Origin of the sequence: Gluconobacter albidus, from assembly GCF_002723915.1 — a bacterium.
Taxonomy (GTDB): domain Bacteria; phylum Pseudomonadota; class Alphaproteobacteria; order Acetobacterales; family Acetobacteraceae; genus Gluconobacter; species Gluconobacter albidus.
The window spans coordinates 1-26841 of sequence record NZ_BEWL01000012.1; the positions used below are offsets into that span (position 1 = coordinate 1).

Sequence of the window (26841 nt, forward strand, 5' to 3'; positions counted from 1 at the left end):
AGGACGCTCCGTTTCTTTCCAGTGCAAAAGCTTCGCGCAGGAACAGCCCCCCCTCCCTCAACGCCTGACGGCCGTTCCGAAACAGCGCATAGCCGTTCAGGAACCCATGAATCATGCGCGGGAAGTTTTTCAGCAGAACTGGTATTCCGGCCTCATCGAGACGCAGGGCATAAAGCTCGCCCTCGCCCCTGAGCGGATCAAACCCCGCCGTGACAATCATGGCAGGTGGAAGTCTGTCGAACTCATCCGCGAGTAACGGCGAAAACGCCGGGTCAAACAACTGCTCTGGCCTCGCCAGTGTCTGGCCGCAATACCAGTACAGAAGCTCCGCACTCAGCATGTAACCGTTCGCATAAGTCTGCCGGGACGGCGGAACGAACGGACCGCTGAGGGCCGGATAATACAGAAGCTGGGCGCTAAGCGGGCGTGATCCCCGCCCCCGAACCCATTGAGTGAGTGCAGCGGACAGATTGCCCCCCGCGCTGTCACCCGCCACAGCCACCGGCAGATCGGCTGGCACAGTCCTGAAAATCCAGTCCAGCGCAGCCTTGGCGTCATCCAGAGCGGCTGGAAAGCGGTGCTCTGGCGCAAGACGGTAATCCAGCGACAGCACCATTGCCCCTGAAGACGCTGCAAGACGGCAGCAGATCCCGTGATGCGAGACGAGGTCGCAATGCACGAATCCGCCACCGTGCAGAAACAGAACAACGCCCCTGACTTTCCCCCGTGGGCGATACAGACGCGCAGTCCGCTCTCCCTCGCCTCCGGGAACACGGATCTCGCGCCACCGCCGGATCCGCAGCGACGAGAGCCTGACGGGAAAACTCGGACGCCCCGTCACACGGCGGATCTGCCGCAGAACATCTACAGAGGGCTGTGGAGCAGGGATGGGCGGAATTTCATCAAGAACGATTGTGCGTGGCGCAATACCACGTCTGCGGCTCTGTCGGGCCAGCCAGAATAGGAAGATCCGCAATGTCAGGGTCGGGCGCATCCATCCCTTATGCCCCGGGCATCAGAAAAAGTCTGCCCTTGACCCCGCAGGCGTCCCGGAGCAGTGTCTGCGCCGCCAGACGGCTGGACGATCGCTGTGTATGCGATGAGGATCGCATACAGGGAGGAAAGTCCGGGCTCCACGGGAAAACGGTACCGGTTAATTGCCGGCGGGGGCGACCCCAGGGACAGTGCCACAGAAAACAGACCGCCCGCCGGACTGTTGCCTCAGCGATTTATCGCGGGGAAAATACGTTGCGGGTAAGGGCGAAACGGTGCGGCAAGAGCGCACCGCATCTCCGGCAACGGCGATGGTCATGGTAAACCCTACCGGGAGCAAGACCGAATAGGAACGGCAGGTTTCCGCAAAGAAGCCGGGGGCTTCTCGCCCCGTCGTTCGGGTTGGTTGCGTGAGGCCTGCAGCGATGCAGGTCCCAGAGGAATGATCGTCCCGCTTTCGGGCGGACAGAACCCGGCTTACAGGCCGTCTGGCACCCTCTGAAAATCTGTTCTTCCAGTAATTGTTCCCCTCACCAAAGAAGAACAAAAACAGAACAAATAACGACAGGTATAGATCCGCCTCCGCGATTATCCCTGATAAACCCTAACAAACAGCAAAAATTTTTGTCACATTTCAACTTTCAAAAATGTCGCAGTTTTCTGCGGTTTTCTGACGATATCTGTTTGACGTCCCATGAAATCCCATGATATCCCAATGAAGACCAAGCCAAATAATCAGCAGCCGAATACCCGGTTCTGAATGCAGGAAGGAGGCACATCGTTCATGAGCATGTTCCTCGGCACGCATCAGAACCGTTTCGATGCCAAGGGACGCGTCTCTATTCCCGCATCCTTCCGCGCCGCCCTGAAATCCCAGGCCCAGCCGGGCGACCCGCTGGTTATTCTCCGGCCGTCCCACCTCCACCCATGCATCGAGGGCTGGACGGTTGGCGCCTTCGCCTCCCTCGCCACCCCGCTTGACGAATACGATCCGTTTTCGGAAGACCATGAAGATCTGGCCGCCAGCCTCTATGCGGATGCCTATCCGCTGGACAGCGACAAGGAAGGCCGCATCATCCTTCCCGAGACCCTGCGCACGCACGCCTCGCTGACGGACGAAGTCTCTTTCATGGGGCTGGGACGTACGTTCCAGATCTGGCATCCCGCTGCTGCTGAAGAGCGCCGTCAGGCCGCCCGGAGTCGCGCAAAAACGCTTGCAACCAGACGTCATTCCATCAGCGCGCGCGCCGCCACAAACACTGCGGGAGCAGCCGAATGAACGCGATCACCCTGGTTCATTCCGGCCATGTCCCGGTCATGCTGCACGAGGTGCTCGAAGCCCTCGCCCCCCGTGCTGGCGGACGGTATCTGGACGGCACGTTCGGCGGCGGTAGCTATGCCCGCGCCATTCTGAACGCGGCTGACTGCACCCTCGACGGCATCGACCGTGACCCGACAGCCATCGAACGCGGAAACGCCATGGCTGTACAGGCCAACGGGCGGCTGCGGATGCATCAGGGCACATTCGGCGACATGGAAGCCCTGGTCGGCGCAGAAGGACCTTTTGACGGCATTGTTCTGGATCTGGGCGTTTCGTCTTTCCAGATCGACCAGGCCGAGCGCGGTTTTTCGTTCCGCAACGATGGCCCGCTGGACATGCGCATGGGCTCGGACGGCCCTTCCGCCGCCGATCTGGTCAATGACCTCAAGGAAGCGGAAATTGCGGACATCCTTTACCGATATGGTGAAGAAAAACTCTCACGCCGCATCGCACGCGCCATCGTGGCTGCCCGCGCCGAGGCTCCAATCACCACGACCGGCCAGCTTGCCCATATCATCCGCTGCTGCGTGCCCCGTGATCGCGCCAATATCGACCCCGCAACCCGCAGCTTTCAGGGACTGCGGATTGCCGTGAACGACGAGCTTGGCGAACTGGAACGGGCGCTGGAAGCCGCACCGCGCCTTCTTGCCCCGGGCGGTATTTTCGTGGTTGTGACCTTCCATTCCCTCGAAGACCGTCTGGCAAAACGCGCCATGGCCGTTCTTGCAGGGCGGACGGGAAATCCTTCCCGCTATGAACCGGCGCCGCTTCGTCAGAACGCACCGGCCTTTTCGCTTCTCCATTCCCGCCCCCTCTCCGCTACGGACGAGGAAGCCCGGGAAAATCCGCGCGCCCGCAGCGCCCGTCTGCGTGCACTGGTCCGCAATCCCGTCTCCCCGATGCCCGTCTCAGGAATGTCCTCATGATCCGGCCCTTCACCGTCGCCTGTGCCGTCCTTGCCGCAGGATCCGGCCTGTTTCTCTATACGAAGAAGCATGAGACCACGGTTCTGGACCAGCAGATCACGAAAATCGTGCAGGACACACAGCGCGTGCGGAGCCAGACCGCCATGCTGCGGACGGAATGGGCGCTCCTGAACCAGCCGGACCGCCTCAACACGCTCGCCGCCCGCTTCGTTCCGACCCTGCATCCGATGGAGCCGGACCAGTTTATCCGCATGGCGTCTCTTGAGGCACATCTGCCGGCTCCCGGCTCGAAATCACAGGCAGCAGATCCTCGCGAAGGGCTGCACGAGGTCGTCAACAGGGCCGCAGAAGCTGCACATCTGCCCCTTCCCGCCCCGCAGCAGCCTGTTGTGCATGCACAGCCTCCCGCCCAGAGCACACCAGCGCCCCGGCCTGTGGTCGTAGCCATGGCAAGCCACCTTGCCCCGCTTGCTACCAAACCTGCGGCGATCCCGACGCACCCCTCCCATGCTCGTGCTGCCGACGTCCAGCTGGCCTCCGCCACGCCTCGGCCGGTTACAGCGTCCGTTCACAGCCATGCGGACATGGCGCCGAACGTCCATTTCGTCAGCTATCGTGAGAGCCACCCTGCTCCGCTGATGGTTGCGGCCTGGCATCCGCAGGCTGTTCATGTCAGCCATGCTCCTGTGACGACGCGCCTTGCGGAAGAACGCCCGCGAGCACATCACACTCAACTTTCCGCTCTGGCAAATGCAAATGACGCATTGCCCGCGCCGGTGCCGTTGGCTAACTGAAAGCCCTTCCGTCGTTAACCGCTCGTTCAGCATTCTCGGATAGCTTAGGGCGAGCCCTTCCACAGGACGCACCCCCGCACGATGCCCCAGGACGTGCCACCTTCTTCCGGTTCGCAGCGCCCCGCGCGTCAGGATGTCCCGTCAGGACGTCCCCGGAAAGGTGCGTCCCCGCGGGGCTTCCGCAGGCTGAATCTTGACCAGATGCACGGACGCCTGCTGGGCGTAGGAATGGGGTTTCTGGCGATTTATGGTGCCGTAGCCCTCAAGGCGACCGTTGCCACTGTCCTGATGCCGATGGAGCCTGAAAAGCGTCAGATCGCCCCTCAGGTCCCCGAAATTCCCAAAAGCGATCCGCGCGGGGAAATGTCCGGCGATTTCGTCCTGCCGACCGTCAAGCGCGCCACCATCACCGACCGGACGGGCCAGGCGTTGGCGCTCTCGCTGCCCGTGGCGCAGGTCTATGCCAATCCAATGGAACTGATCGACCCGGCAGACGCGGCGGACAAACTCCGGAAAGTTCTCCCTCAGCTTGACCGGGACGAGACGATCCGGCGCCTGTCGCTGAAGAAGCAGTTCGTCTATCTCGCACGCGATATTTCCCCCGTTCAGGAAATCGCCATCAATAATCTGGGCATTCCGGGCATTTATTTCGAAGCAGGCGAACGCCGTCACTATCCGCTGGGCCGGACGGCTGCCCAGATCATGGGTAGCGTCGATATCGACGATCATGGCATCGCCGGTGTGGAACGATATTTCGACAAGCGCCTGAACTCCGACAAATCCCCGCTGCGCCTGTCGCTGGACGTGCGCGTGCAGACTGTCGCACATGATGAACTTCAGGCTGCAAAAGACGAATTCTCCGCCATCGGCGCCAGCGCGATCGTCATGGATGTCCGCACCGGCGAAATCCTCGCCATGGTCAGTCTGCCCGATTATGACGCCAACGATTTCGGCCACGCCCCCAACGATGCGCGCTTCAATCGCGCCGTCACCGGCATGTATGAACCCGGTTCGACCTTCAAGCTCCAGACGGCCGCAATGGGCCTGCAACTCGGCGTTGTTCACCTGTGGGACCGCTTTTCGACCATCCCCATCCGCGTCGGCCGTTTCACTATCCGGGATATGAAGACGGACCATTTCGCTCCATGGCTCTCGCTGCCCGGCGTTCTGGCCTTTTCGTCCAACCCCGCCGCCGCGCATATCGCACTTGATGTCGGTGCAGCCCGGCAGCAGGACTGGCTGCGGAATATGGGCTTCTTCAACCGCGTTCCCGTTGAACTGCCCGAAGCCGGACGTCCGCTCGTACCAGCCTCGCGCAACTGGGGCATTTCCACCGTCATGACGGTCGGCTTCGGTCATGGTGTCGCCGAGCCGCCGCTTGCGATCGTGCGAGGAACAGCCGCGACCGTAAACGGTGGCATCCTGCTCAAGCCAACGCTCGTAGCCCGCGATACCGAAGACGATAGCAAGCCGACACCCGATGCTGATGCAGCACAACTGCGTCCGGTCGCGTACCGGCCAGGTACCGACAGCGACGAAATCGGCGCTGAAACACCTGTGGGCACAAGGGTTCTGTCCGAACAGACGTCAGCCCTCCTGCGCAAGCTGCTGCGCCTTGACGTTACGATGGGAAGCGGCAAGTCCGCCGAAGTTCCGGGGTATTATGTCGGCGGCAAGACCGGTACGGCAGAAAAAATCGGCGCGCATGGCGGCTATCTGAAGCACGTCAACGTCTCGGCCTTCACCAGCGTCTTCCCGATGAACAATCCGCATTATGCCGTCTATGTCATGCTCGACAGTCCGCAGGGAACTGCGGCGACCCATGGATGGACGACGGCCGCCTGGAACGCCGCCCCGACCGTGAAAAAGATCATTTCCCGCGTCGGCCCGATCCTGAACCAGTTCCCGGATCTTGCAAACAAAGACGCCATTGATGCCTCTCTGGCCATTCCGATGAACCCGGTCGTTCCCCCCGGCTATCATGCCCTCGGCCCCGGAAATGATCCCGGAGACCCGCGCAATCAGGCGCACGAAGCCAAGACCCCGTCCTCCAAGACCAAGACACAGCACTGAACCGTCCCATGCGCCTCTCCCAGCTCTTCGCCCTCTGTGGCAAATCGCAGTCCCTGACGGGCGACCCTGACATTCTGGCCGTCACTGCCGACAGCCGCAGAGTTGGCCCGGGCGCGCTGTTCTTTGCCTTGCGCGGCGCAAAACAGGACGGAAGCACCTTTATCGCACAGGCTCTCTCACAAGGCGCCGCCGCGGTGATCATTGATCATGACGGCGCAGAAACCGCAGGCCCGGTTCCTGTGATCAGACGCCCGGATGCCAAACATCTTCTGGCCAGCATGGCTTTCGCCCTTGCTGGCCCGCAGCCTTCCTGCATCGCGGCAATCACGGGGACAAACGGAAAAAGCAGCACTGCCGATTTTCTCCGGCAGCTCTGGATCCTTCAGGGAAACCGCGCGGCCAGTCTGGGAACGCTAGGGCTTGTATCGGATACAGACATCCCCGCCCCTCCAAGCCTCACCACCCCCGATCCCGTCTCGCTGGCCCAGACTCTCGCCGCACTGGCCCGGAACGGAGTTGATCACGTCGCGCTCGAAGCCTCCTCGCACGGGCTGGAGCAGCACCGCCTGGATAGCATATCCCTGACAGCCGCCGGCTTCTCCAACCTGACACGCGATCATCTCGACTATCATCTGACGCTGGAAGCCTACCGCACGGCTAAATTGCGCCTGTTTGAAGAAGTCCTGCCTACGGGCGGCATTGCCGCTGTCAACGCCGATATGGATGGCGAGACCTTTGCGGCTCTTCAGGCGATTGCAGCCAGACGAAACCTGAAACTTCGCAGTGTCGGGCGCAATGGCACGGCTCTCCGGCTGATCGAGGCCCGCCCCACGCCCTCCGGTCAGATTCTCCGTCTGGCCCTGCATGGCGAAGAACTGCCCGAAATATCCCTTTCTCTGCCGGGCCGCTTTCAGGCCGACAACGTCATGCTGGCAGCAGCCATGTGCTGGACGGACGATTCCGATGCCCGGCAGGTTGTCGACCTTCTGCCTCGTCTCAAAGGTGTCCACGGGCGATGCGAACGCGCGGTCGAACTGCCCAACGGTGCCGCGGCGTATGTCGATTACGCCCATACGCCCGACGCTCTCGACTGTGTCCTGTCCAGTCTGCGCCCGCATACGACAGGCCGTCTGGTCGTGGTGTTCGGCGCAGGTGGCGACCGTGACCGTGGCAAACGTCCACTGATGGGAGAGGTCGCTGCACACATGGCGGATCTGGCCATCGTCACGGACGACAACCCCCGCACGGAAGATCCCATGGCGATCCGCTCCGAAATCCGCGCGGCCTGCCCGGACGCCCTGGAAATCGCGGACCGTCGCAGCGCCATCGCAGCAGGGCTTGAAGCCCTGAATCCCGGCGATATTCTTGTCGTAGCCGGCAAGGGGCATGAACAGGGACAGATCGTGGGCACGGATATCCTGCCTTTCGATGATCGTCTCGTCATCCGCGAACTGACAGGTGCCGCATGAGCGTGCTGTGGACCAGTGCCGACCTGCGGGCCGCGACGGGTGGTAGGCTTGAAGCGGACGTCAGCGTCACGGGCATTTCGATCGACACACGGACGCTCGCCCCCGGCGACCTGTTCATTGCCCTGCGCGGCGAAACCAGCGATGGCCACGCCCATATCCGGCAGGCTCTGGACAGGGGTGCGGCCTGCGCTCTCGTGCATGACACTGCCGGTCTGGACGATCCGCGCCTCCTGATCGTTCCCGACACCATGACCGCATTAGTGGATCTGGGCCGCTACGCCCGCTCCCGTTTCCACGGGAAAGTCGTGGCCATCACCGGAAGCGTCGGCAAGACAACGACCAAGGACATGCTGACCGTCGCCCTGTCCGCGATCGGCCCGACACATGCCGCCGTGGCGTCCTACAACAATCACTGGGGCGTTCCCCTTACGCTGGCCCGGCTGCCACAGGATGCCCGCTTCTGCATCAGCGAGATCGGCATGAACCATGTGGGAGAAATCGCTCCCCTTGCTGCTCAGGTCCGTCCCGATGTGGCCATCATCACCACGATCGGCACGGCACATCTCGGCCATATGGGCAGCATCGAAGCGATTGCGCGGGAAAAAGCCTCCCTGTTCGGCGCCCTTCCCGGCCATGGGATCGCAATCGTCCCTGATGATGCTCACGGGCAGACGGTCTTTACAGACGTTCTTCCTGAAGGCTGCACTCTCTGGCGGTCTGGCTTCTCCGCCGCAGCAGAACTCCGCCTTGAAGACGTGAGGTGCACGGCGGAAGGCAGCCATTTTTCGCTCCACACTCCCTGCGGAACGCAGAACGTGACGCTCACTGCGCCTGGCGAGCATCTTGCCAGAAACGCGGCCCTGGCCCTCGGCGCAGTTGTAGCTCTTGGCGAAGACGTCGCAGCAGCATCGCGCGCTTTGCACGGTTTCGTGCCGGGCGCGGGACGCGGACAGATCCGCACGATCCTGAACGACGTAAGCCTGCTCGACGAAAGCTACAACGCCTCCACACCCAGCGTCCGCGCGGCTCTGGCCACGCTCGCCCTGCTTCCGGCCCAGCGGCATGTCGCGGCCCTCGGAGACATCCGCGAACTCGGCATATTCGCCGATGCCGAACACCGCTCTCTGGCAGATGCCGTGCAGAATGCAAATGCCCTCGCATTCTGCTGCGGCCCCCATATGCGCGCACTTTATGATGCGCTGCCGTGCGGGCTTCAGGGTGGATATGCCGCCGATGCTGCCTCTCTTGCCTCTGTGCTCCTTAACGCCCTTCGCCCCGGTGATCTCCTGCTCGTGAAAGGCAGCTTCGGCAGCCGGATGCGTGACGTGATCTCAGCCCTCGACAACGCCTCCAGCCCGGTTTCTTCCTGATGCTCTTCAATCTCATCGCCGCTCACGACACGTCACATGGCGGGTTCTTCAACCTGTTCCATTACCTGACGTTCCGCTCGGGCTGCGCCTGCCTGACGGCACTGGTCATTTCGCTGGCTCTGGGCAAACCCTTCATCGCACAGCTCAAACGCATCCAGCGCGAAGGCCAGCCGATCCGTTCTGTCGGACCGGAGCGCCACATTCTGGAAAAGGCCGGCACGCCAACAATGGGCGGAATGCTGATCCTGATTGCGCTTTTTTCGGCAACACTGCTCTGGGCGGATCTGACAAATGGCTTCGTCTGGGCCGTCATGCTGACCACGGCAGCCTTCGGCGCGGTTGGCTTTGCCGACGATTATCTGAAACTCTCCAAGCGCAATACGACCGGCGTCTCCAAACGTACCCGACTGGGCTGCGAATTCCTGACATCGCTGATTGCCGGAATCTGGCTGCAACATTTGACGCCGCCAGAACTGCGCAACATGGTCGCCTTCCCTTTCGTCAAGGATGTGCTGCTTCCGCTGGGTTATGCGTTTCCGATCTTCGCCATGATCGCCATCACCGGCTTCGGCAACGCCGTGAACTTCACGGACGGTCTGGACGGACTGGCCATCGTGCCAGTCGTGATCGCAGCACTGGTCTTCGCCCTGATTTCCTATCTGGTCGGCAATCACGTTTTTGCAGACTATCTGCAACTGCACCCGGTTCCAGGCACGGGCGAACTGGCAGTTTTCTGTGCGGCGCTGATTGGGGCGGGCCTAGGGTTCCTGTGGTTCAACGCCCCGCCAGCAGCCGTTTTCATGGGCGATACTGGCTCCCTCTCCCTCGGCGGAGCACTTGGCGCCATTGCCGTCGCCACGAAGCATGAGCTTGTCCTGTGCATCGTGGGTGGCGTTTTCGTCGCCGAAACCCTGTCGGTCGTCATTCAGGTCTTCTGGTTCAAGCGAACGGGACGCCGCGTCTTCCTCATGGCGCCGCTGCATCACCATTTCGAGAAAAAGGGCTGGCAGGAGCCAAAAATCGTCATCCGCTTCTGGATTGTCTCCATCGTGCTCGGCCTGTGCGGCCTGGCCACCCTGAAGCTGCGATGAACGGCTTCCCGCCCAACCTTCTTGCAGGCGAGCGTTATGCCGTCTGCGGTCTGGGGCGCAACGGCGCGGCTGTCGTCCATGCCCTGCTCGGGATGGGCGCACAGGTTCAGGCATGGGACGATCGCAACGCCGATCTGCCCGCACATCCGAACCTAACACTCGCTCCGCTGACCGATCTGTCAGGGATGACGGCCCTCGTCCTGTCACCGGGCATTCCGCACCTGCTGCCGAAGGCACATCCTGCCGCGGACCTCGCCCGCGCACAGGACGTCCAGATCCTGTCCGATGCCGAAATCCTGTATCGGGCGGTCCGGAAATCCGGCACAAAAGCCGCGTTCGTGGCCGTCACAGGCACAAATGGCAAATCGACGACAACAGCCCTGATCGCCCATCTTTTTACGGTGGCCGGACGCCCCTGTGTTGCAGGCGGCAATCTCGGGACAGCGTCTCTGGCGCTCCCGCTCCTGCCCGATAACGGCGTTTATGTGATCGAAATGTCGTCCTACATGCTTGAACGGCTGGACAGTTTCCATGCCAGCGCGGCTTGCCTGCTGAACCTGACGCCCGACCATCTGGACCGGCACGGCGACATGACCGGCTATGCCGCAGCCAAGGCACATGTCTTCGACAATATGGGCTCCGGCGATCTGGCTGTGATCGGCACCGATGATGACTGGTGCCGCGCCATTGCCTCAAAGGTCGCAGCGCGCGGCGTGCAGGTCTCGGAACTGGATGCCGATGCGCTGCCCCCCTTCGACGGTCCGGCGCTTCCGGGCCGGCACAACGCCCAGAATGTCGGCGCAGCCTGCGCCATCGCACGTCATCTTGGCCTTGGTGATGCAGCCCTCCGCGCCGGTCTGAAATCCTTCCCAGGCCTGGAACATCGCCTGCAGAAAGTGGCGGAATGCGACGGCGTGTCCTTCATCAATGACAGCAAGGCCACCAATGCCGAAGCCGCCTCCAAGGCCCTTGCCTCGTATGATAAGGTCATGTGGATTGCGGGTGGCGTTGCAAAAGCGGGCGGTATCGAAAGCCTTGCACCCTTCTTCGGACATATCGCACAGGCTTTTCTGATCGGGCAGGATGCTGACACGCTCGCTGCGACACTGGCCATGCACGGCGTACCCTTCCAGCAGTGCGGGACGCTGGAGAATGCCATTCCGGCGGCTTTCAGCGCGGCTCTCGCCCAGACTGTTCCGGTTGTCCTGCTGTCCCCCGCCTGTGCAAGTTTCGATCAATTTCGCAGTTTCGAGGATCGTGGTTCACACTTTATTCAGGTTTGCGATAATATTGTGAAATCAGGCCATTCGGGCACCATGCTCACGCCAAAGCTGGAGGATTGACACCATGTCGGGACTGTCCCGCGTCGAGACCTCCGCCGTTGCCCGCTGGTGGCGAAACCTTGATCGCGTCACGCTGGCCTGCGTCGGCCTGCTGATTGGACTTGGCTATGTGCTGATGCTCGCCGCCAGTCCTGCGGTGGCGTCGCGTATCGGCGCTTCACGCAACATGTTCATTCTCAAGCAGGTGATCTTTCTGGCGCTGGCTGGCGGGATCGTGCTCGGTACGTCCTATCTGTCACGCAAGGCCATCAAGAGACTGGCGATCATCGGCGGGATCATCGCACTGGGTGCAACGGCCATGACGCTGGTGCATGGCATGGAAATCAAGGGCGCGCGCCGCTGGATCGCGCTCCCGATGATGTCCGTGCAGCCCTCCGAGTTCCTCAAGCCCTGCTTTGCGGTCGTGACCGGCTGGCTGCTTTCCGCACGACGTTCTGTCGTCATGTGGGGCAATATCGCGTTTCCGGGGATGCTGATTGCGTTCCTGTGCTTCGGTTTCATCCTGCTCCTGCTGAAATCGCAGCCTGATATCGGAATGCTTTCCGTCATTACGATGGTCTTCATGACCCAGCTTTTCGTGGATGGCCTCAAGCTCTACTGGGTCGGACTGTGCGTGGCGGGCATGGCCGGAGCCTTTGCGGTCGCCTATATCGTCTTTCCGCACGTCCAGTCCCGCGTCCAGCGCTTCCTGCATCCCGATGTCGGTGACCATTACCAGATCGACACCGCACTGCGTGCCTTTGGAAACGGCGGCCTTCTGGGACGCGGCCCGGGTGAAGGACGGGTAAAAGACCTGCTGCCAGACGCCCATGCCGACTTCGTCTTCGCGGTTGCCGGTGAAGAATACGGCCTGATCTTGTGCGTGATGATCATCCTGCTTTTCGGAACGATCGTTTTGCGGACCCTCCTCAAGCTAATGCATGAAGACGATCCGTTCGTCATTGTCTCTGCTGCGGGACTGGTGACGGGTTTTGGCCTTCAAGCCTTCGTCAACATGGGTTCGACGTTGCATCTGATCCCGACAAAGGGCATGACGCTCCCCTTCATTTCCTATGGTGGCAGTTCAGCAATGTCGGTCGCCCTGACCATGGGAATGGTTCTGGCTTTGACCCGCCATCATGTAGGCCAGGGCAGAATCGGGCAAAGAGCCGCCGCGTCTTACGGCCAGAACCCGTTGTTTGAGAGGAATGCGCCGTGAGCCGCCCCATCGTTATCGCCGCCGGTGGCACCGGAGGGCATTTCTTCCCCGCTGAAGCCGTCGCGACTGTGCTCGCGGAACGGGGCCATGACCTCGTCCTCATGACCGATGCCCGGCATGGCCGCCGGGACACAGGCTTGTTCAGAGACCTGCCCCAATATGTGCTGGATGGTGCCGGTGTGGCAGGCAAGGGCCTTGGCGGCAAAGTCCGTGGGGTGCTCGCCCTGCTGCGCGGTATTGGAGAAGCACGTCGCGTCCTCAAATCCCTTGATGCGGCAGCTGTGGTGGGTTTTGGCGGATATCCGTCTATCCCCCCCCTGACCGCATCCCGTTTTCTGCCCTCCGCAAAGCGGCCCCGCATGGTCATTCATGAGGGCAATGCGGTTCTCGGACAGGCCAATGCCTTCCTGGCCCGCTTTTCTCCGCTGATTGCCACCTCTTACGCTACGGTCGCGCGCCTCCCGCAACACGCCCAGACGACGCTTACCGGTATGCCCGTACGCGCAGGCATCGAAGCGCTTTTTGGTAACACCTACGCGGTTCCCGAAGAACGGATCAACCTTCTGGTCTGGGGTGGCTCTCTGGGAGCACGCGTATTTTCCGAGGTTGTCCCACAGGCCCTCGCTGCCCTGCCCGAAGAACTCCGCAAGCGCCTCAAAGTCACGCAGCAGATCAAGGCTGACGATCTGGACCGCGTCCGCGCCATCTATACGGACGCCGGTATTGAGGTCGAAGCCGCACCGTTCTTCACCGATGTGCCAGCCTGTCTTCGCGATGCACATCTCGTTATCGGTCGCGCGGGCGGCTCTTCGGTCGCGGAACTGACCATGTCCGGCCGCCCCTCCATTCTCGTTCCGCTTCCCATCGCAGCCTCCGATGAACAGGGTGCGAATGGTCAGGCGCTCGTGGATGCGGGTGCCGCCTGGATGATCCGCCAGCCGGATTTCACGCCCACAGCGCTGACAGCTCTGCTGACGGACCTATTTTCCCAACCTGAAAAGCTCGAAAATGCAGCAAAAGCCGCTCATTTCTGCGCGCGCCCTCATGCTGCCGCAAAAGTCGCGGATCTGATTGAATCCGCTCTTCGTCCCTGATCCTCCGCTTCTACCCAAGAGTACCTGCCCCATGCGCGCCCTGCCCCTGAACATTGGAACCATTCACTTCGTCGGTATCGGCGGCATCGGTATGTCCGGTATTGCCGAGGTGCTGCACATGCTGGGCTACAAGGTACAGGGGGCGGACATCGCGGAAGGTGCGAATGTGCAACGCCTTCGCCAATCCGGAATTATCGTTCATATCGGCCATGACGCCGCCAATCTGGGCGATGCGCAGGTTGTCGTAACGTCGACGGCCGTGAAAAAAGACAACCCCGAAGTCGTGGCGGCACGCGCCAAGCTCATCCCGGTCGTCCGCCGCGCGGAAATGCTGGCCGAACTGATGCGTCTGCGCTGGTCCGTCGCCATTGGTGGCACGCACGGCAAGACCACGACAACCAGCCTCGTGGCCTGCGTTCTGGAACATGCCAAGCTGGATCCGACCGTCATCAACGGCGGCATTATTGAAGCCTATGGCACCAACACACGCATGGGTTCAGGCGACTGGATGGTTGTCGAGGCCGACGAAAGCGACGGCTCGTTCCTGCGTCTGCCCGCCGTGATCGCGGTCGTGACGAACATGGACCCGGAACATCTGGATCACTGGGGCACGGAAGAGGCCATGCAGGCCGGCTACGACCAGTTTGTGTCCAACATCCCGTTCTACGGCTTTGCGGTCCTGTGCGTGGACCATCCCCAGGTCCAGCAGATGATCCCGCGCCTGTCCGATCATCGTGTCATCACTTACGGCTTCAGCCCGCAGGCCGATATCCGCGCTGAAAAAGTCGTTATGGACAAGCGGGGTGCCACATTCGAGGTCGTCGTCACGAACCGTCAGCGCAACCGCTCGCGCCGGGCGGGGCCCTTCCGTTTGCCGATGCTCGGACACCATAACGTCCTGAATTCGCTGGCCGCCATCGCCGTCGCCCTTGAAATGGAAATCAGCGATTCCGTCATCGCATCCGCCCTGACGACCTTCAAGGGCGTCAAGCGCCGCTTCACGCGCACCGGCGACTATAACGGCATCTCCATCATCGACGATTACGGTCATCACCCCGTCGAAATCGCCGCCGTTCTGAAAGCCGCGCGTCAGGCCGGCGCAAAGAACGTCATCGCCGTCGTACAGCCGCATCGCTATTCGCGCCTGAAAGTCCTGTTCAACGAATTCTGCACCTGCATGAATGATGCCGATACGGTCATCGTGGCGGACGTGTACGCTGCGGGTGAAGCCCCGATCGAAGGTGCGGGTCGTGATGCACTCGTCGAAGGCCTGCGCGATCGTGGTCACCGTTCCGTCGTGCCACTCCCCGATCCCGCGCATCTGCCGGAAATGATCAACGCCATCGCCAAGCCGGGCGACTATGTTGTCTGCCTCGGTGCCGGGACCATCACCCAGTGGGCGCAGGCGCTCCCTGCCCAGCTCGAAGCGCTGAACCGGCAGCCTGCAACCGAAGGCGCAGCATGACGGGTAGCAGCGATTTTCCAGTCAAGAGCCTCCGGGGAAGACTGACCGCGAACGCACCTCTGGGGCCCCGCGCATGGTTTCGCGTCGGCGGCCCGGCGGACTGGATGTTTATCCCTGAGGATCAGGATGACCTGGCCCGTTTCCTGCGTGAAAAACCTGCGACCATGCCGGTCACGGTTCTGGGGGCATGCTCGAACGTCATCATCCGCGATGGCGGCATCGCAGGCACAGTCATCCGCCTTGCGCGTGGCTTCGCAAATATCGACGTACAGGGCAGCAGCCTGATCGTCGGGGCTGCTGCCCTCGACGTCACCGTAGCCGAACATGCCGCCGCAGCCGGCCTTGCCGGTCTGGAGTTTCTGGCCGGCATTCCGGGTTCGATCGGCGGCGCTGTCCGCATGAATGCAGGGGCTTACGGATCGGATCTTGATGCCATTCTCGAATGGGCCGAAATCCTGACGGAAAAAGGCGATCTGCGCCGCCTCTCACATGACGAACTGGGCTTTGCGTATCGTCATTCGGAGCTTCCAGAAGGCAGCGTGGTGATCCGGGCCTGCCTGCGTGGGACACCAGATAATGCAGACGCCATCCGCAGCCGCATTGCGGACATCCGGGCCTCCCGCGAAGCCTCGCAGCCCGTACGCGCACGAACCGGCGGCTCCACGTTTCGCAACCCGGAAGGTCACAAGGCCTGGCAGCTGATTGACGAAGCCGGATGCCGCGGCCTTCAGATCGGAGATGCGCAGGTCAGCGAAAAGCACTGCAATTTTCTGCTCAATCTGGGACAGGCCAGCAGCGCGGATCTGGAAACTCTGGGAGAGACCGTGCGAGAGAAAGTTCTGGCACGCAGCGGCGTCAGTCTGCACTGGGAAATCAAACGGATCGGACGTCAGTCCGAAGGAGAGCAGACGTTATGAAAGTCGCAGTCCTGCTGGGCGGAACATCCAGCGAGCGCCCCGTCAGCCTCGTCAGTGGCGAGGCCGTGATCAAGGCCCTGCGCGACACGGGTCACGACGTCACGCCGATCGACGTCGGCCCGGATATTGCCGCGACAATCGCCAGCCTGAAATCCACAGCACCGGACGTCGTCTTCAATGCGCTGCACGGCCCGCGCGGCGAGGATGGAGCCATTCAGGGCGTTCTGGAATGGCTCGGCCTGCCTTACACGCATTCCGGAATCCGGGCCTCTGCCGTCGCGATGGACAAAGGCGCCACGCGGATCCTTCTGGCCGCCGCAGGTCTGCCCGTGGCACAGGGGCGTGTGGTCACGGTCGAGGAACTGGCCGAAGCCGATCCCCTTCCCGCACCCTATGTCATCAAACCGGTCGCCGAAGGGTCATCCGTGGGGGTCGAGATCGTGCGGACGGGCGACAATCGCCGTGCGGAAATCGCGCAGACATGGCGCTTCGGAAAGGACGCACTGGTCGAAAGCTTCATCCCCGGCCGCGAACTGACCGCCAGCGTCATGGGAGACCGTGCCCTCGCTGTCACGGATATCCTGCCCTGCGAAACAGCCGCGTTCTACGATTTCGAAGCCAAATACAAGGCTGGCGGCTCGCGTCATGTCGTTCCTGCAGATATTCCGCAGGCCGTGACCGATCGCGCGCTCGATTATGCCCTGCGCGCTCATCAGACGCTGGGCTGTCAGGGCGCGAGCCGTACGGATTTCCGTTACGACGAGGCCACCGACACGCTGATCATCCTTGAAGTCAACACACAGCCAGGCATGACACCCACATCCTTGCTGCCGGAACAGGCTGCCTATTGCGGCATTCCCTATCCGGACCTGTGTGACTGGATGGTCCGGGAGGCACTGACGCGCTGATGCGGGAAGACCCGTCCTTTCAGAAAAACGATTTTATCCGGGAGCGTTATTCCGGGGCCATGCCGCCTCAGGAAGACCGTCCTTCCCGGGCAAAGCTGTTCTGGCGCCGGCAACGGCGGCTGGTCCGGCCTGCGATCGTATTTCTGGTCGTGATGGGTCTGGCAGGTGCAGGTATGCGTCTGCTGTATGACGCGGCTTCAGAAGAGCGCTTTGCCCCCCTGCGCGAACGGCTGGTTGCAATGGAGCCATTGCCCATCCGCCATATCGTCATCAACGGCCGCGGCATGACCAGCGAGGCCTCGATCCAGGACGCACTGGGCACGTCCATCGGGCATCCAATTTTCGGCTTCTCCGTCGAAGCCGCCCGCCAGCGACTGGACGAACTGCCGTTCATCGATCACGCCACGGTCGAACGGCACATGCCCGATACCGTCATCATCACGCTTGTCGAACGCACCCCGATCGCCGTCTGGCAGGACCGCGGGCATTTCATGCTCATCAACCGCGCCGGTGAAGAAGTTCCCGATCAGGGACTGACGGGAAAAAATGCACAGGCCTTCCTCCAGCTCCCGCTGGTGGTGGGCGAAGGCGCCAATACCGCCGCCGCAGGCGTCATTGATGCCCTCAACCACGAACCGCTGGTCAAGGCTCAGGTCACGGCGCTGATCCGCGTCGGAGGCCGCCGCTGGAATGCGACGCTCAAGGACGGCACCACCGTTCTGCTGCCTGAAGGTGAAGAAGCCGCAGCTTTTGCGCGTCTGGCGCGTTACCAGCAGAGTATGCGCCTTCTGGAACGTCCGGTGCAGTCGATTGATCTGCGTCTTCCGGACAGAATGGTCGTCCATCAGCCCCCGCAGGCCATCCCACCTGCCGAAGGAGCGAAAACCGATCCGTCTCCGTCCTCTCCTCCACCCCCAGCAGACAGCGCGAAGCAGCCATGAATGACCTTACCTCCATGTCAGATCTTCCGGCATTCCGTCGCCGGGGCGGTCTGAGAGGCCGGTCCCTCATCCCCGTCGGCGGCGAGCGTGACGTCAGCGTCAACCGTGTCCCGCGCGACATCCTGCCGCTTCCACCGGAAGAGACGCATCGCAGTATCGCATGGCGTCCGGGCATTTTCGGCGCGCTGGATATCGGCACGACGAAAATGACCTGCCTGATCGGCAAGGGCGAGGCTGACGGCTCCATCCAGGTTCTGGGTCACGGATGGCGCCGCTCCCACGGTATCCGCTCAGGATCAATCGTCGACATCCGCGAAGCCGAAGCCGCGATCCGCGCCACAGTCGGCCAGGCCGAGGAGGCCGCCGAACGGCGCATGGACTCTCTGGTCGTCAACCTGTCCTGCGGCAGGCCGCTGAGTCGGCTGGTGGACGCCCAGATCCCGATCGGTGGACGGGAGGTAACGGCTGGAGACGTGCAGCGTCTTATTGCGGAAGGACAGGCCCGCGCCTGGATGGAAGGCCGCGAGGTCATCCACACCCTTCCCATCGGGTATGTCGTGGATTCCATTCCCGGCATTGCCGATCCCATCGGCCACCAGTGCGAAGAACTGGCGACCCGAATGCATGTCGTAGACATGAACTCCAGCGCCCTGCGCACTCTGGATGCCGTTCTTCAACATGCCGAACTCAAGCTGGACGGGCTGGTTGCAAGCCCCTTTGCCTCGGGCATTTCGGTTCTGGCGGCCGAAGAGCGGGAGCTTGGCGTCACGGTTGTGGAAATGGGCGGAGGCACCACTTCGCTGGCGGTTTTTTGTGAAGGAAAACTGCTGCACACGGCCCAAATCCGCGTCGGCGGACTGCATGTCACGCGCGACATCGCAGGCGTCCTGTCGACGTCCCTGGAAACGGCCGAGCGTCTCAAGACGATGTATGGCGCAGCCCAGATGGGGTCCGACGACCAGCGGGAAATCCTGTCCGTACCCCTGATCGGGGAAAACAGCGACCGGCTGGTGCGTCTGCAGCGTTCCAAGGTTATTTCCGTCATCCAGCCCCGGATCGAGGAAACGCTGGAGCTTGTCCGACAGTCGCTCGACAATGCGGGACTGGGCCGACTGGCCAATGGCAGGGTCGTCCTCACAGGCGGAGCCTCCCTGCTTGAAGGGATCGTCCCCGTCGCCACCCGCATCCTCGGGCGCCCTGTCCGGATGGGGAAACCCCAGAATATCTATGGCCTGCCCGAGACGGCCGCGGCTTCGGCAGGCTTTTCAACCGCTGCGGGGCTCCTGGCTTGGGCAGCGGGTGCGGATCGGGATTTCGGAGATATTTCCGCACCCGAACCAAGACCTCGCGGACTTGTTAAACGTCTCGTAGGCTTCATACGCAATAATGTATAAGCTATTACAGATCATAACGCCCTCACCTGTCGCTTTCATGAAGTTCCGGACCAGATCATGACGCTGAACCTTACCCCTACTCCCAATTCCCACGTTGAGCTGGCGCCACGGATTACCGTGATCGGCGTTGGCGGAGGCGGGACGAACGCCGTCGACAACATGATTGCGTCTGATCTCAAGGGCGTGGAATTCGTCGTTGCCAACACCGACGCCCAGCAGCTTGCCCACTCCAAGGCTGAACGCCGCGTCCAGCTTGGCCCGCATCTGACCCGCGGCCTGGGTGCAGGCGCGAAGCCGGAAATCGGTCGTGAAGCCGCCGAAGAAGCCGCTCAGGAAATCGACCGGCAGCTTGAAGGCGCGAATCTGGTCTTCATCACCGCTGGCATGGGTGGTGGCACAGGGACGGGTGCGGCGCCGGTCATCGCGCGCATGGCACGCGAACGCGGCGTCCTGACGGTCGGCGTCGTTTCGAAACCTTTCAATTTCGAGGGGCGTCGCCGTACGACAGCTGCTGAAAAGGGCATTGCCGAACTTCAGAAGCACGTCGATACGCTGATCGTCATCCCGAACCAGAACCTTTTCAATTCCGCAACGCAGAACACGACATTCCGCGAAGCCTTCCGGATGGCCGACAATGTCCTGAACATGGGCGTTCGCGGCATTACGGACCTTATGGTCTCCCCCGGCCTGATCAATCTCGATTTCGCGGACGTCAAGGCCGTGATGGAAGAGATGGGCAAGGCCATGATGGGTACGGGCGAAGCGTCCAGTGAAGAAGACGCAGAAGACCGTGCCGTCCTCGCAGCCGAACGTGCGATTTCCAATCCGCTGCTGGAAGACGCCTCCATGGCCGGCGCACGCGGTCTTCTCATCAACATCACGGGCGGTGAAGACCTGACGCTTTATGAAGTCAACGCCGCCGCTGACCGCATCCGTGAGGAAGTGGCCGACGATGCAAACATCATCTTCGGCGCGCTGATCGACGAAAAGCTGAATGGTCGTGTCCGCGTCTCGGTCGTCGCAACTGGCATCGACACGCAGCCTTCCCAAGACCCGTCCGCGCCTCCCGAGCACCTTCAGACATCCACGCCGCACGCAAATGCAGCCTCGCAGGCGGCCCCCCGGGAGACATCTTCTTCCCGGGCCAGCGCACCGTCCTTCCAGCCCGGTTCAACCTATGCCGGCGGTCCGCCGCGGCCGAATTTCGCGCTCGACGCTCAACAGGCACCAACTCACAACACAGCTCCCCTGTCTGCGCAGGAACCCCCTCTGCCCGAGCAAGCTGCCCCTGAAAACCAGTCACCTCGACAGGACAGTGTCCATCAGTCCTCTCCCCGGGCCGGTCTGTTTTCCGACCCGTCCCGCCATGCTCCCCAGCAACAGGCCGAAGCACCCCGCAGCCTGTTCGGTATGGTCACAGGCGCTTTCCGCAGTCGTCCGGCCCAGCCGCAACATGGCCAGCAGCCAGCCCAGCGTGCCGAGCCGAACACACGCGACGGGTATCAGCACCAGGCTCCGCAGCATCCCGAACAGCCCTCCAGCGGCGGCGATGATTCCAACCTGGATATCCCAACCTATCTGCGTCGCTGATCAGCACACCCCTCTTGTGGGCAACACAAGAGGGGTAATATCCGGCAACAATCGTTGACTGGAACCAAAGTCCGGTATCTGTTTTCTAGTCTCTGGAACAAGATTTTTCGGAGGCTTTATGCAGGTGACGCCCAAGCAAGGTATAAGAACGGCGAGTGGCGTTGATACAGCGCGCCCTGAAATGGCGTCAGGTTCTGATGCCTCGTCTTCCCGCCTGGAGCGCACCAGTTCAAAAAACCTGCAGACCACTCTCGCACAGCCGATTCACTGTCAGGGGATCGCCCTGCACAGTGGTGTCACGGTCAACCTTCTTCTTTCTCCTGCTTCCGCCAATACGGGGATCAGGTTCCAGCGTTCGGATAAGGAGGGCTCACCCTCTTTCCCCGCGACCTATGACCATATTGTGGATACACGCCTTTCAACGGTTGTCGCGTGTCAAAACGACCCGTCCCTCCGCGTCGCCACGATCGAACACCTGATGGCAGCCCTCAATGCCTGCGAGATCGACAATATCCTGATCACGGTCAGCGGACCGGAACTGCCGGTTCTCGACGGGGCTTCTGACGCCTTCGCGTTCCTGATCCAGTGCGCTGGCCGCAAAATCCTCGATACACCCCGCCAGGTCATCGAAATCCTGCGCAATGTCCGCGTCGAAGGCGAAGACGGCGCTTTTGCCGAACTGCGTCCCGCACAGCGTGGACTTTCACTGGCCATCTCCCTGAGTTTTGCGGCTCAGGCCATTGGAAACCAGCGTTACGCCATGCAGCTTAACGAGCAACGCTTCATGGAAGAGGTCGCTTTCTGCCGGACATTCGTCAATCGTCAGGATATCGAATATCTTCAGAGTATCGGTCTGGCGCGCGGGGGATCACTGGAGAATGCCGTCGTCGTGGATGGAGAAAATATTCTCAATCCCGCAGGGCTGAAAATTGAGCGCGAGTTCGCCCGTCACAAATTACTCGACGCTATTGGCGACCTCTATTGTGCCGGGCACCGGATGCAGGCGGGTTTTATTGGCCATAAATCCGGCCATACACTCAACAACCGACTCCTGCGCACCGTTTTTTCGGACGCTGCCAACTGGCGCTTCGTCTCCACGGCCCCTGCCCGATCCGTTACAAAAGCCCTGCGCACACGCGTTGCCGCCTGAGACACATGGCAGGTCTTTCGTCAGCGCATTCCCGTGATATAAGACGGGCTTCCACGGGAAGAGCAGGTATGACAAGCAGCACTCAGCGTCATTTTGAAGCATCGGTCACGAATGATGGTTTCATTCTGAGAGCTGCGGCTGTCAGCGGGCTTCTGCTGCTGTCCGGCTGCTCCATGTTTTCGCATCAGCACGAAAAACCCGCGATTCCAAAAACCGCTGACGCCGAGACCCTGTACAATTACGGAATCGACGCGCTGCATACCGGCCATTACGAACTGGCTGGCGGCGAATTCGAACTGCTTCAGCAGAATTATCCCTATTCCGGCTTCACAGGAAACGCGGAGCTGATGGAGGGATATTCCTATTACCTTCAGGGCGAATACGCACTTTCGGTCCAGCAGCTCGAACGTTACCTCCAGCTGCACCCGACCAGTCCGGACGCTGCCTACGCCTTCTATCTGCGGGCACTCTGCTATTACGAACAGATCGCCAATGTCGAACGTGACCAGCAGGGTACGGTTGAAGCACTGGACGCGCTGGAAGAAGTCATCACCCGCTTCCCCCAGACCTCCTACGCCCGCGACGCCCAGCTGAAGATCGACCTGTGTCGTGACCATCTGGCAGGCAAGGAAATGCTGGTGGGCCGGTGGTATCAGCAGCAGCGCAACTACGAAGCCGCCATGACACGTTATCAGCGCGTCGTGCAGGATTATCAGACAACCAACCACGTCGCCGAAGCTCTCGAGCGTCTTGTGGAAGTCTATCTGTCCCTCGGGCTCAAGGATCAGGCCCGCCAGACGGCCGCCGTTCTCGGCTACAACTATCCCGACAACCAGTGGTATCGTTATGCCTATAATGATCTTCGGGACAACAAGCTGCTCAATGGCGACCTCAAAAAACCAGTCGTCCGTCCGGGGCAGCCTGACCATCGTGGATTTTTCTCCCGGATGTGGCACAGCGTCTTCTGATACCAGCCCTTTGAAACAGGGCACTACACTCCCAACATTGCTGTCATGCTGACCCATCTCTCGATCCGCGACGTCGTTCTGATCGAAAAGCTCGATCTCGGCCTTTCCCCCGGTCTGACCGTCCTGACCGGCGAGACCGGGGCGGGGAAATCCATCCTGCTCGACAGTCTGGGCCTGGCCCTCGGAGAGCGTGCCAGCGGTGGCCTCGTGCGCTCAGGCGCCACGCAGGCCAGCGTATCGGCTATTTTTGAAATCGACGCCCGCCATCCGGTTCTTGCCCTGCTCGACGAGCACGGCATCGTCCGCGAAGACCCGTCGGACCCGATCGTCCTGCGACGCATCGTGACGCCCGATGCCCGCTCCCGCGCCTATGTCTGCGACCAGCCGGTCGGCGTTGGTCTGCTGCGTCGCGTGGGCGCCCACCTCGTGGAGATTCAGGGCCAGCACGAGCAGATGGGCCTTGCCGACCAGAGCACCCATCTCGATCTGCTGGACGCTTTCGGAATTGCCCCGCCACTCCGGGAAAAGACAGCCAGCACCTACCGGCAATGGGCCGCAGCCCGCAATGCCCTCAAAGCCGCGCGCACCGATATGGAAGCCGCAGCCCGCGAGGAAGAATGGCTGCGTCAGACGGTCGATGATCTGGAACGTCTGGCGCCACAGGAAGGTGAGGAGGACGCGCTCGCCGCCACGCGCGTCAGCCTCCAGCGTGATGAACGCCGTGGTGAAGCCGTTGCCGCCGCCCTGTCAGAACTGACTCCCCGTGACCGCCGCTCGTCAGCTCCGGCTGCTGCCCTGCGTGCAGCCAGCCGTGCGCTCGCAAGACTGCTGCCAGCACCGACGGAGACGGAAACCCTTTCAGACAGCCACCAGACACAGGCACAGGACGCGCTCGACGCTCTTGGAAAAGCCGAAGAAGCCCTTGCCGAAGCGGAGATGCTGCTGAGCCGCCTTGCCGCAGATACGGAAGGCGATCCCCGTCTTCTGGAAGAAACGGAAGAGCGGCTGTTTGCACTCCGGGCCGAGGCCCGCAAACACAATATTTCCGTGGCCGAACTGCCAGCCTTTCTCGCCGCTCTGAAAACACGGCTGAACGCACTGGACTCCGGAAACGCCGAACTGGCCCGTCTTCAGACAGCCCTGACCGAAGCCCGTCTGGCCTACGAAGACGCCGCGCGTACCCTCTCTGCCGCCCGCCAGAAAGCCGCCGAAAAGCTGGAAAAAGCGGTCAGCACGGAACTGCGCCCCGTCAAGCTCGAACGCGCGCGCTTCATCGTCTCGCTTCTGCCTCTGGACCCCGATCACTGGACCAGTCAGGGCATGGAACAGGCCTCGTTCCTGATCGCAGCCAACCCCGGACAGTCTCCCGGACCGCTCGCCAAAGTGGCATCAGGGGGTGAACTGTCGCGCCTTATGCTGGCATTGAAAGTGGTTCTAGCGGAACGCTCCGACATCGGCACACTCGTGTTCGATGAGGTCGATTCCGGCGTGGGCGGCGCTACGGCATCCTCGATTGGCGACCGGCTTCACAAGGTTGCTCAGGACGTGCAGGTTCTCGTCGTCACTCATAGCCCGCAGGTCGCGGCGCGTGGCGATCATCACCTGCGAATCGCCAAACGTGTCCGCAACGACCGAACCGAGACCTTGGCCGAACCGTTACCCCATGACGCCCGGCGTGAAGAAATCGCCCGGATGCTCGCAGGCGACATCATTACCGACGCAGCCCGTGGGGCTGCCGACAGTCTTCTTGGACATCAGATTTCATGACCACTGCCCCAGTCTCCGCCGCCGAGCGTCACGCTGAACTCGAAGCGGACCTCGCACGGTGGGATGAGGCCTATCACGGGCGCGACGCGCCTGAAGTCTCTGACGCCGCCTATGATGCGGCCAGACGCGAACTTCTGGCACTGGAAGACGCACACCCGGACCTCCGCTCGGAAAACGGCTTTAGCCAGCGGATCGGATCGGCTCCTGATTCCGCTTTCGGGAAATACCGTCACCTCGTCCCAATGCTGTCCCTCGACAACGTTTTCGACCCGGAAGGCTTCGACGGCTTCGTCTCAAAAGTCGGGCGTTTTCTTGGTCTGGACGAACAGCAGCTTCAGGCCCTCCAGTTCGTGGCGGAACCGAAAATCGACGGTCTCTCCATCAGCCTGACCTACGAGCACGGACGTTTCGTGCGCGGCACCACGCGCGGAGACGGTATTGAAGGCGAGGATGTCACCGCCAACCTCCTGACTCTGCACGATATTCCTCATGAACTCCTTGGCACGGCACCCGAGCGTCTCGAAATCCGCGGGGAGGTCTTTCTCTCCAAAAACAGCTTTCTGACCCTTAACGAACAGCAGGTCGCTCGCGGCGCACGTCCCTTCGCCAACCCCCGTAACGCGGCCGCAGGGTCTTTGCGACAGCTGGATGCCGAAATCACGCGCAGCCGACCGCTCTCGCTCTTTGCTTATGCTCAGGGCTACACGTCCTCGCCCGTTGCCACGACGCACTGGGGCTATCTCGAAAAACTGCGGAGCTGGGGCTTCAGGGTTAATCCACTCTCCGAGATGATCGCCCATGCCCGCGACATTCCCGCCTATGTCGACAAGCTGGCCCGTGAACGCTCTGGGCTGGACTACGATATCGACGGTATCGTCTTCAAACTGGACGATATTAGTCTGCAGGAGCGTCTGGGTTTCGTCGGCCGCGCACCGCGCTGGGCCATCGCCTGGAAATTCCCGGCCGAGCAGGCCATCACCCGCCTTGTGGACATCGAAATCCAAGTCGGCCGCACAGGCGCCCTGACGCCTGTGGCCCATCTGGAGCCTGTGAATGTCGGCGGCGTCATCGTCTCGCGCGCAACACTGCATAACGAAGACGAAATCGCACGTAAGGACGTACGCGTCGGTGATCTGGTCCGTCTCCAGCGTGCCGGAGACGTCATTCCGCAGATTCTCGGCCCGGTATCAGGCGATGACCCGCGCTCAGAACCGTTCGTCTATCCCGATCACTGCCCGGTCTGCGGATCCCTCGCCGAGCGTGTTCACGGAGAAGCTGTCCGCCGCTGCACGGGCGGCCTGACCTGTGAAGCCCAGGTTGTGGAACGTCTGATCCACATGGTCTCGCGCAATGCCTTCGACATTGACGGCCTTGGCGAACGCAGCATCCGCGAATTCCATGATGCAGGCTATATCCGGACACCGGGCGATATTTTCCGCCTGCGGACCCATGAAGAGGCCCTGCTTCAGCGCGACGGCTGGGGGCGACTATCCGTGGACAACCTGCTCCGCGCGATTGACGAGCGGCGGACAATCCCGCTGACGCGGCTTATTTTCGGCCTCGGCATCCGGCGCATCGGCGAACGCAATGCCCAGCTTCTGGCGCGGCACTACCAGACTTTCGAAAACTGGCGCGACGCCATGCTGGCTTCCCGGCCGGACTCTGACGAGCGGGCCGCTCTTGGCGCGATCATGGGGGTGGGCGATGCGATTGCCGATGAACTGTCCGCCTTTTTTGCCGAAAGCCATAATGTCGAGACCCTTGATGATCTGGCAACGGAACTGACGGAGATCACTCCCGAAGATGCGCCTGTGGAGGGTCACCTCTCAGGCAAGGTCATCGTGTTCACAGGAACAATGACGACCATGAGCCGACCGGAAGCCAAAGCCATCGCCGAGCGACTGGGCGCACAGGTGACAGACAGCGTTTCGAAAAAGACATCACTGGTTGTTCTGGGTGAAAAAGCGGGTTCAAAAGCGAAGAAAGCCGCCGAACTCGGGATCGAAACCACGGATGAGAGCGGCTGGCGCGTACTCGCAGGACTGTAATAGAACTGCAAAATCAAAACC

General features: G+C 61.6%; 21 protein-coding genes and 1 other RNA gene. 21 read left to right on the plus strand and 1 reads right to left on the minus strand.

The window, feature by feature from the left end:
• Window positions 1–994: alpha/beta hydrolase (locus GAL01_RS12670; RefSeq protein WP_062028538.1), on the minus strand; the 994-nt coding region annotated here is incomplete at its 3' end.
• Window positions 995–1069: 75 nt separating this feature from the next.
• Here GAL01_RS12670 and rnpB point away from each other — a divergent pair.
• The 21 genes from rnpB to ligA all read left to right on the plus strand — a co-directional run bounded on the left by rnpB (window position 1070) and on the right by ligA (window position 26820).
• Window positions 1070–1489: RNase P RNA component class A (gene rnpB / locus GAL01_RS12675), an RNA gene on the plus strand.
• Between the two features lie 288 nt (window positions 1490–1777).
• Window positions 1778–2272 (plus strand): division/cell wall cluster transcriptional repressor MraZ, encoded by a 495-nt coding sequence (gene mraZ, locus GAL01_RS12680; RefSeq protein WP_062028540.1) that lies wholly within the window; start codon window positions 1778–1780, stop codon window positions 2270–2272.
• Entirely contained in the window at window positions 2269–3240 is a 972-nt protein-coding gene (gene rsmH, locus GAL01_RS12685) for a 16S rRNA (cytosine(1402)-N(4))-methyltransferase RsmH (protein ID WP_062028542.1), read from the plus strand. The genes mraZ and rsmH overlap by 4 nt, the downstream gene beginning before the upstream one ends.
• Complete coding sequence (gene ftsL / locus GAL01_RS12690) at window positions 3237–4034, plus strand: cell division protein FtsL (protein ID WP_062028543.1); 798 nt, start codon at window positions 3237–3239, stop codon at window positions 4032–4034. Before rsmH ends, ftsL begins: the two co-directional genes overlap by 4 nt.
• A gap of 81 nt (window positions 4035–4115) precedes the next feature.
• A complete protein-coding gene (locus GAL01_RS12695) occupies window positions 4116–6107 on the plus strand; it encodes a peptidoglycan D,D-transpeptidase FtsI family protein (protein WP_062028545.1) in 1992 nt (663 codons plus the stop codon).
• An 8-nt stretch (window positions 6108–6115) separates the two neighbouring features.
• The gene (locus GAL01_RS12700; RefSeq protein ID WP_062028547.1) at window positions 6116–7576 is read left to right on the plus strand and encodes a UDP-N-acetylmuramoyl-L-alanyl-D-glutamate--2,6-diaminopimelate ligase; all 1461 of its coding nucleotides are present in this window, start codon (window positions 6116–6118) and stop codon (window positions 7574–7576) included.
• Window positions 7573–8946: a UDP-N-acetylmuramoyl-tripeptide--D-alanyl-D-alanine ligase gene (locus tag GAL01_RS12705; protein WP_062028549.1), complete on the plus strand. Its 1374-nt coding sequence runs from the start codon at window positions 7573–7575 to the stop codon at window positions 8944–8946. The genes GAL01_RS12700 and GAL01_RS12705 overlap by 4 nt, the downstream gene beginning before the upstream one ends.
• A complete protein-coding gene (gene mraY / locus GAL01_RS12710; protein ID WP_062028551.1) occupies window positions 8946–10037 on the plus strand; it encodes a phospho-N-acetylmuramoyl-pentapeptide-transferase in 1092 nt (363 codons plus the stop codon). The genes GAL01_RS12705 and mraY overlap by 1 nt, the downstream gene beginning before the upstream one ends.
• A complete protein-coding gene (gene murD / locus GAL01_RS12715) occupies window positions 10034–11380 on the plus strand; it encodes a UDP-N-acetylmuramoyl-L-alanine--D-glutamate ligase (protein WP_062028553.1) in 1347 nt (448 codons plus the stop codon). Before mraY ends, murD begins: the two co-directional genes overlap by 4 nt.
• Window positions 11381–11384: 4 nt before the next feature.
• Complete coding sequence (locus GAL01_RS12720) at window positions 11385–12578, plus strand: FtsW/RodA/SpoVE family cell cycle protein (protein WP_062028555.1); 1194 nt, start codon at window positions 11385–11387, stop codon at window positions 12576–12578.
• Window positions 12575–13672, plus strand: a complete 1098-nt coding sequence (murG, locus tag GAL01_RS12725; protein ID WP_062028557.1) for an undecaprenyldiphospho-muramoylpentapeptide beta-N-acetylglucosaminyltransferase — start codon at window positions 12575–12577, stop codon at window positions 13670–13672. Before GAL01_RS12720 ends, murG begins: the two co-directional genes overlap by 4 nt.
• Window positions 13673–13703: 31 nt before the next feature.
• Complete coding sequence (gene murC / locus GAL01_RS12730; RefSeq protein ID WP_062028559.1) at window positions 13704–15137, plus strand: UDP-N-acetylmuramate--L-alanine ligase; 1434 nt, start codon at window positions 13704–13706, stop codon at window positions 15135–15137.
• Window positions 15134–16054: a UDP-N-acetylmuramate dehydrogenase gene (gene murB, locus GAL01_RS12735; RefSeq protein ID WP_062028561.1), complete on the plus strand. Its 921-nt coding sequence runs from the start codon at window positions 15134–15136 to the stop codon at window positions 16052–16054. The genes murC and murB overlap by 4 nt, the downstream gene beginning before the upstream one ends.
• Window positions 16051–16962, plus strand: a complete 912-nt coding sequence (locus GAL01_RS12740; RefSeq protein ID WP_062028564.1) for a D-alanine--D-alanine ligase — start codon at window positions 16051–16053, stop codon at window positions 16960–16962. Before murB ends, GAL01_RS12740 begins: the two co-directional genes overlap by 4 nt.
• A complete protein-coding gene (locus GAL01_RS12745; protein WP_062028566.1) occupies window positions 16962–17903 on the plus strand; it encodes a cell division protein FtsQ/DivIB in 942 nt (313 codons plus the stop codon). The genes GAL01_RS12740 and GAL01_RS12745 overlap by 1 nt, the downstream gene beginning before the upstream one ends.
• Window positions 17900–19297 carry a cell division protein FtsA gene (gene ftsA, locus GAL01_RS12750; protein WP_062028568.1) on the plus strand — a complete coding sequence of 466 codons (1398 nt, stop codon included), beginning with the start codon at window positions 17900–17902 and terminating at the stop codon, window positions 19295–19297. The genes GAL01_RS12745 and ftsA overlap by 4 nt, the downstream gene beginning before the upstream one ends.
• Window positions 19298–19354: 57 nt before the next feature.
• A complete protein-coding gene (gene ftsZ, locus GAL01_RS12755; RefSeq protein WP_062028570.1) occupies window positions 19355–20887 on the plus strand; it encodes a cell division protein FtsZ in 1533 nt (510 codons plus the stop codon).
• Between the two features lie 118 nt (window positions 20888–21005).
• Window positions 21006–22037 carry a UDP-3-O-acyl-N-acetylglucosamine deacetylase gene (lpxC, locus tag GAL01_RS12760; protein ID WP_062028573.1) on the plus strand — a complete coding sequence of 344 codons (1032 nt, stop codon included), beginning with the start codon at window positions 21006–21008 and terminating at the stop codon, window positions 22035–22037.
• Between the two features lie 68 nt (window positions 22038–22105).
• Entirely contained in the window at window positions 22106–23005 is a 900-nt protein-coding gene (locus tag GAL01_RS12765) for an outer membrane protein assembly factor BamD (RefSeq protein ID WP_062028575.1), read from the plus strand.
• Window positions 23006–23050: 45 nt separating this feature from the next.
• Entirely contained in the window at window positions 23051–24772 is a 1722-nt protein-coding gene (gene recN / locus GAL01_RS12770) for a DNA repair protein RecN (RefSeq protein WP_062028577.1), read from the plus strand.
• Entirely contained in the window at window positions 24769–26820 is a 2052-nt protein-coding gene (ligA, locus tag GAL01_RS12775; RefSeq protein ID WP_062028579.1) for an NAD-dependent DNA ligase LigA, read from the plus strand. Before recN ends, ligA begins: the two co-directional genes overlap by 4 nt.
• The last annotated feature ends 21 nt before the right edge of the window (window positions 26821–26841 follow it).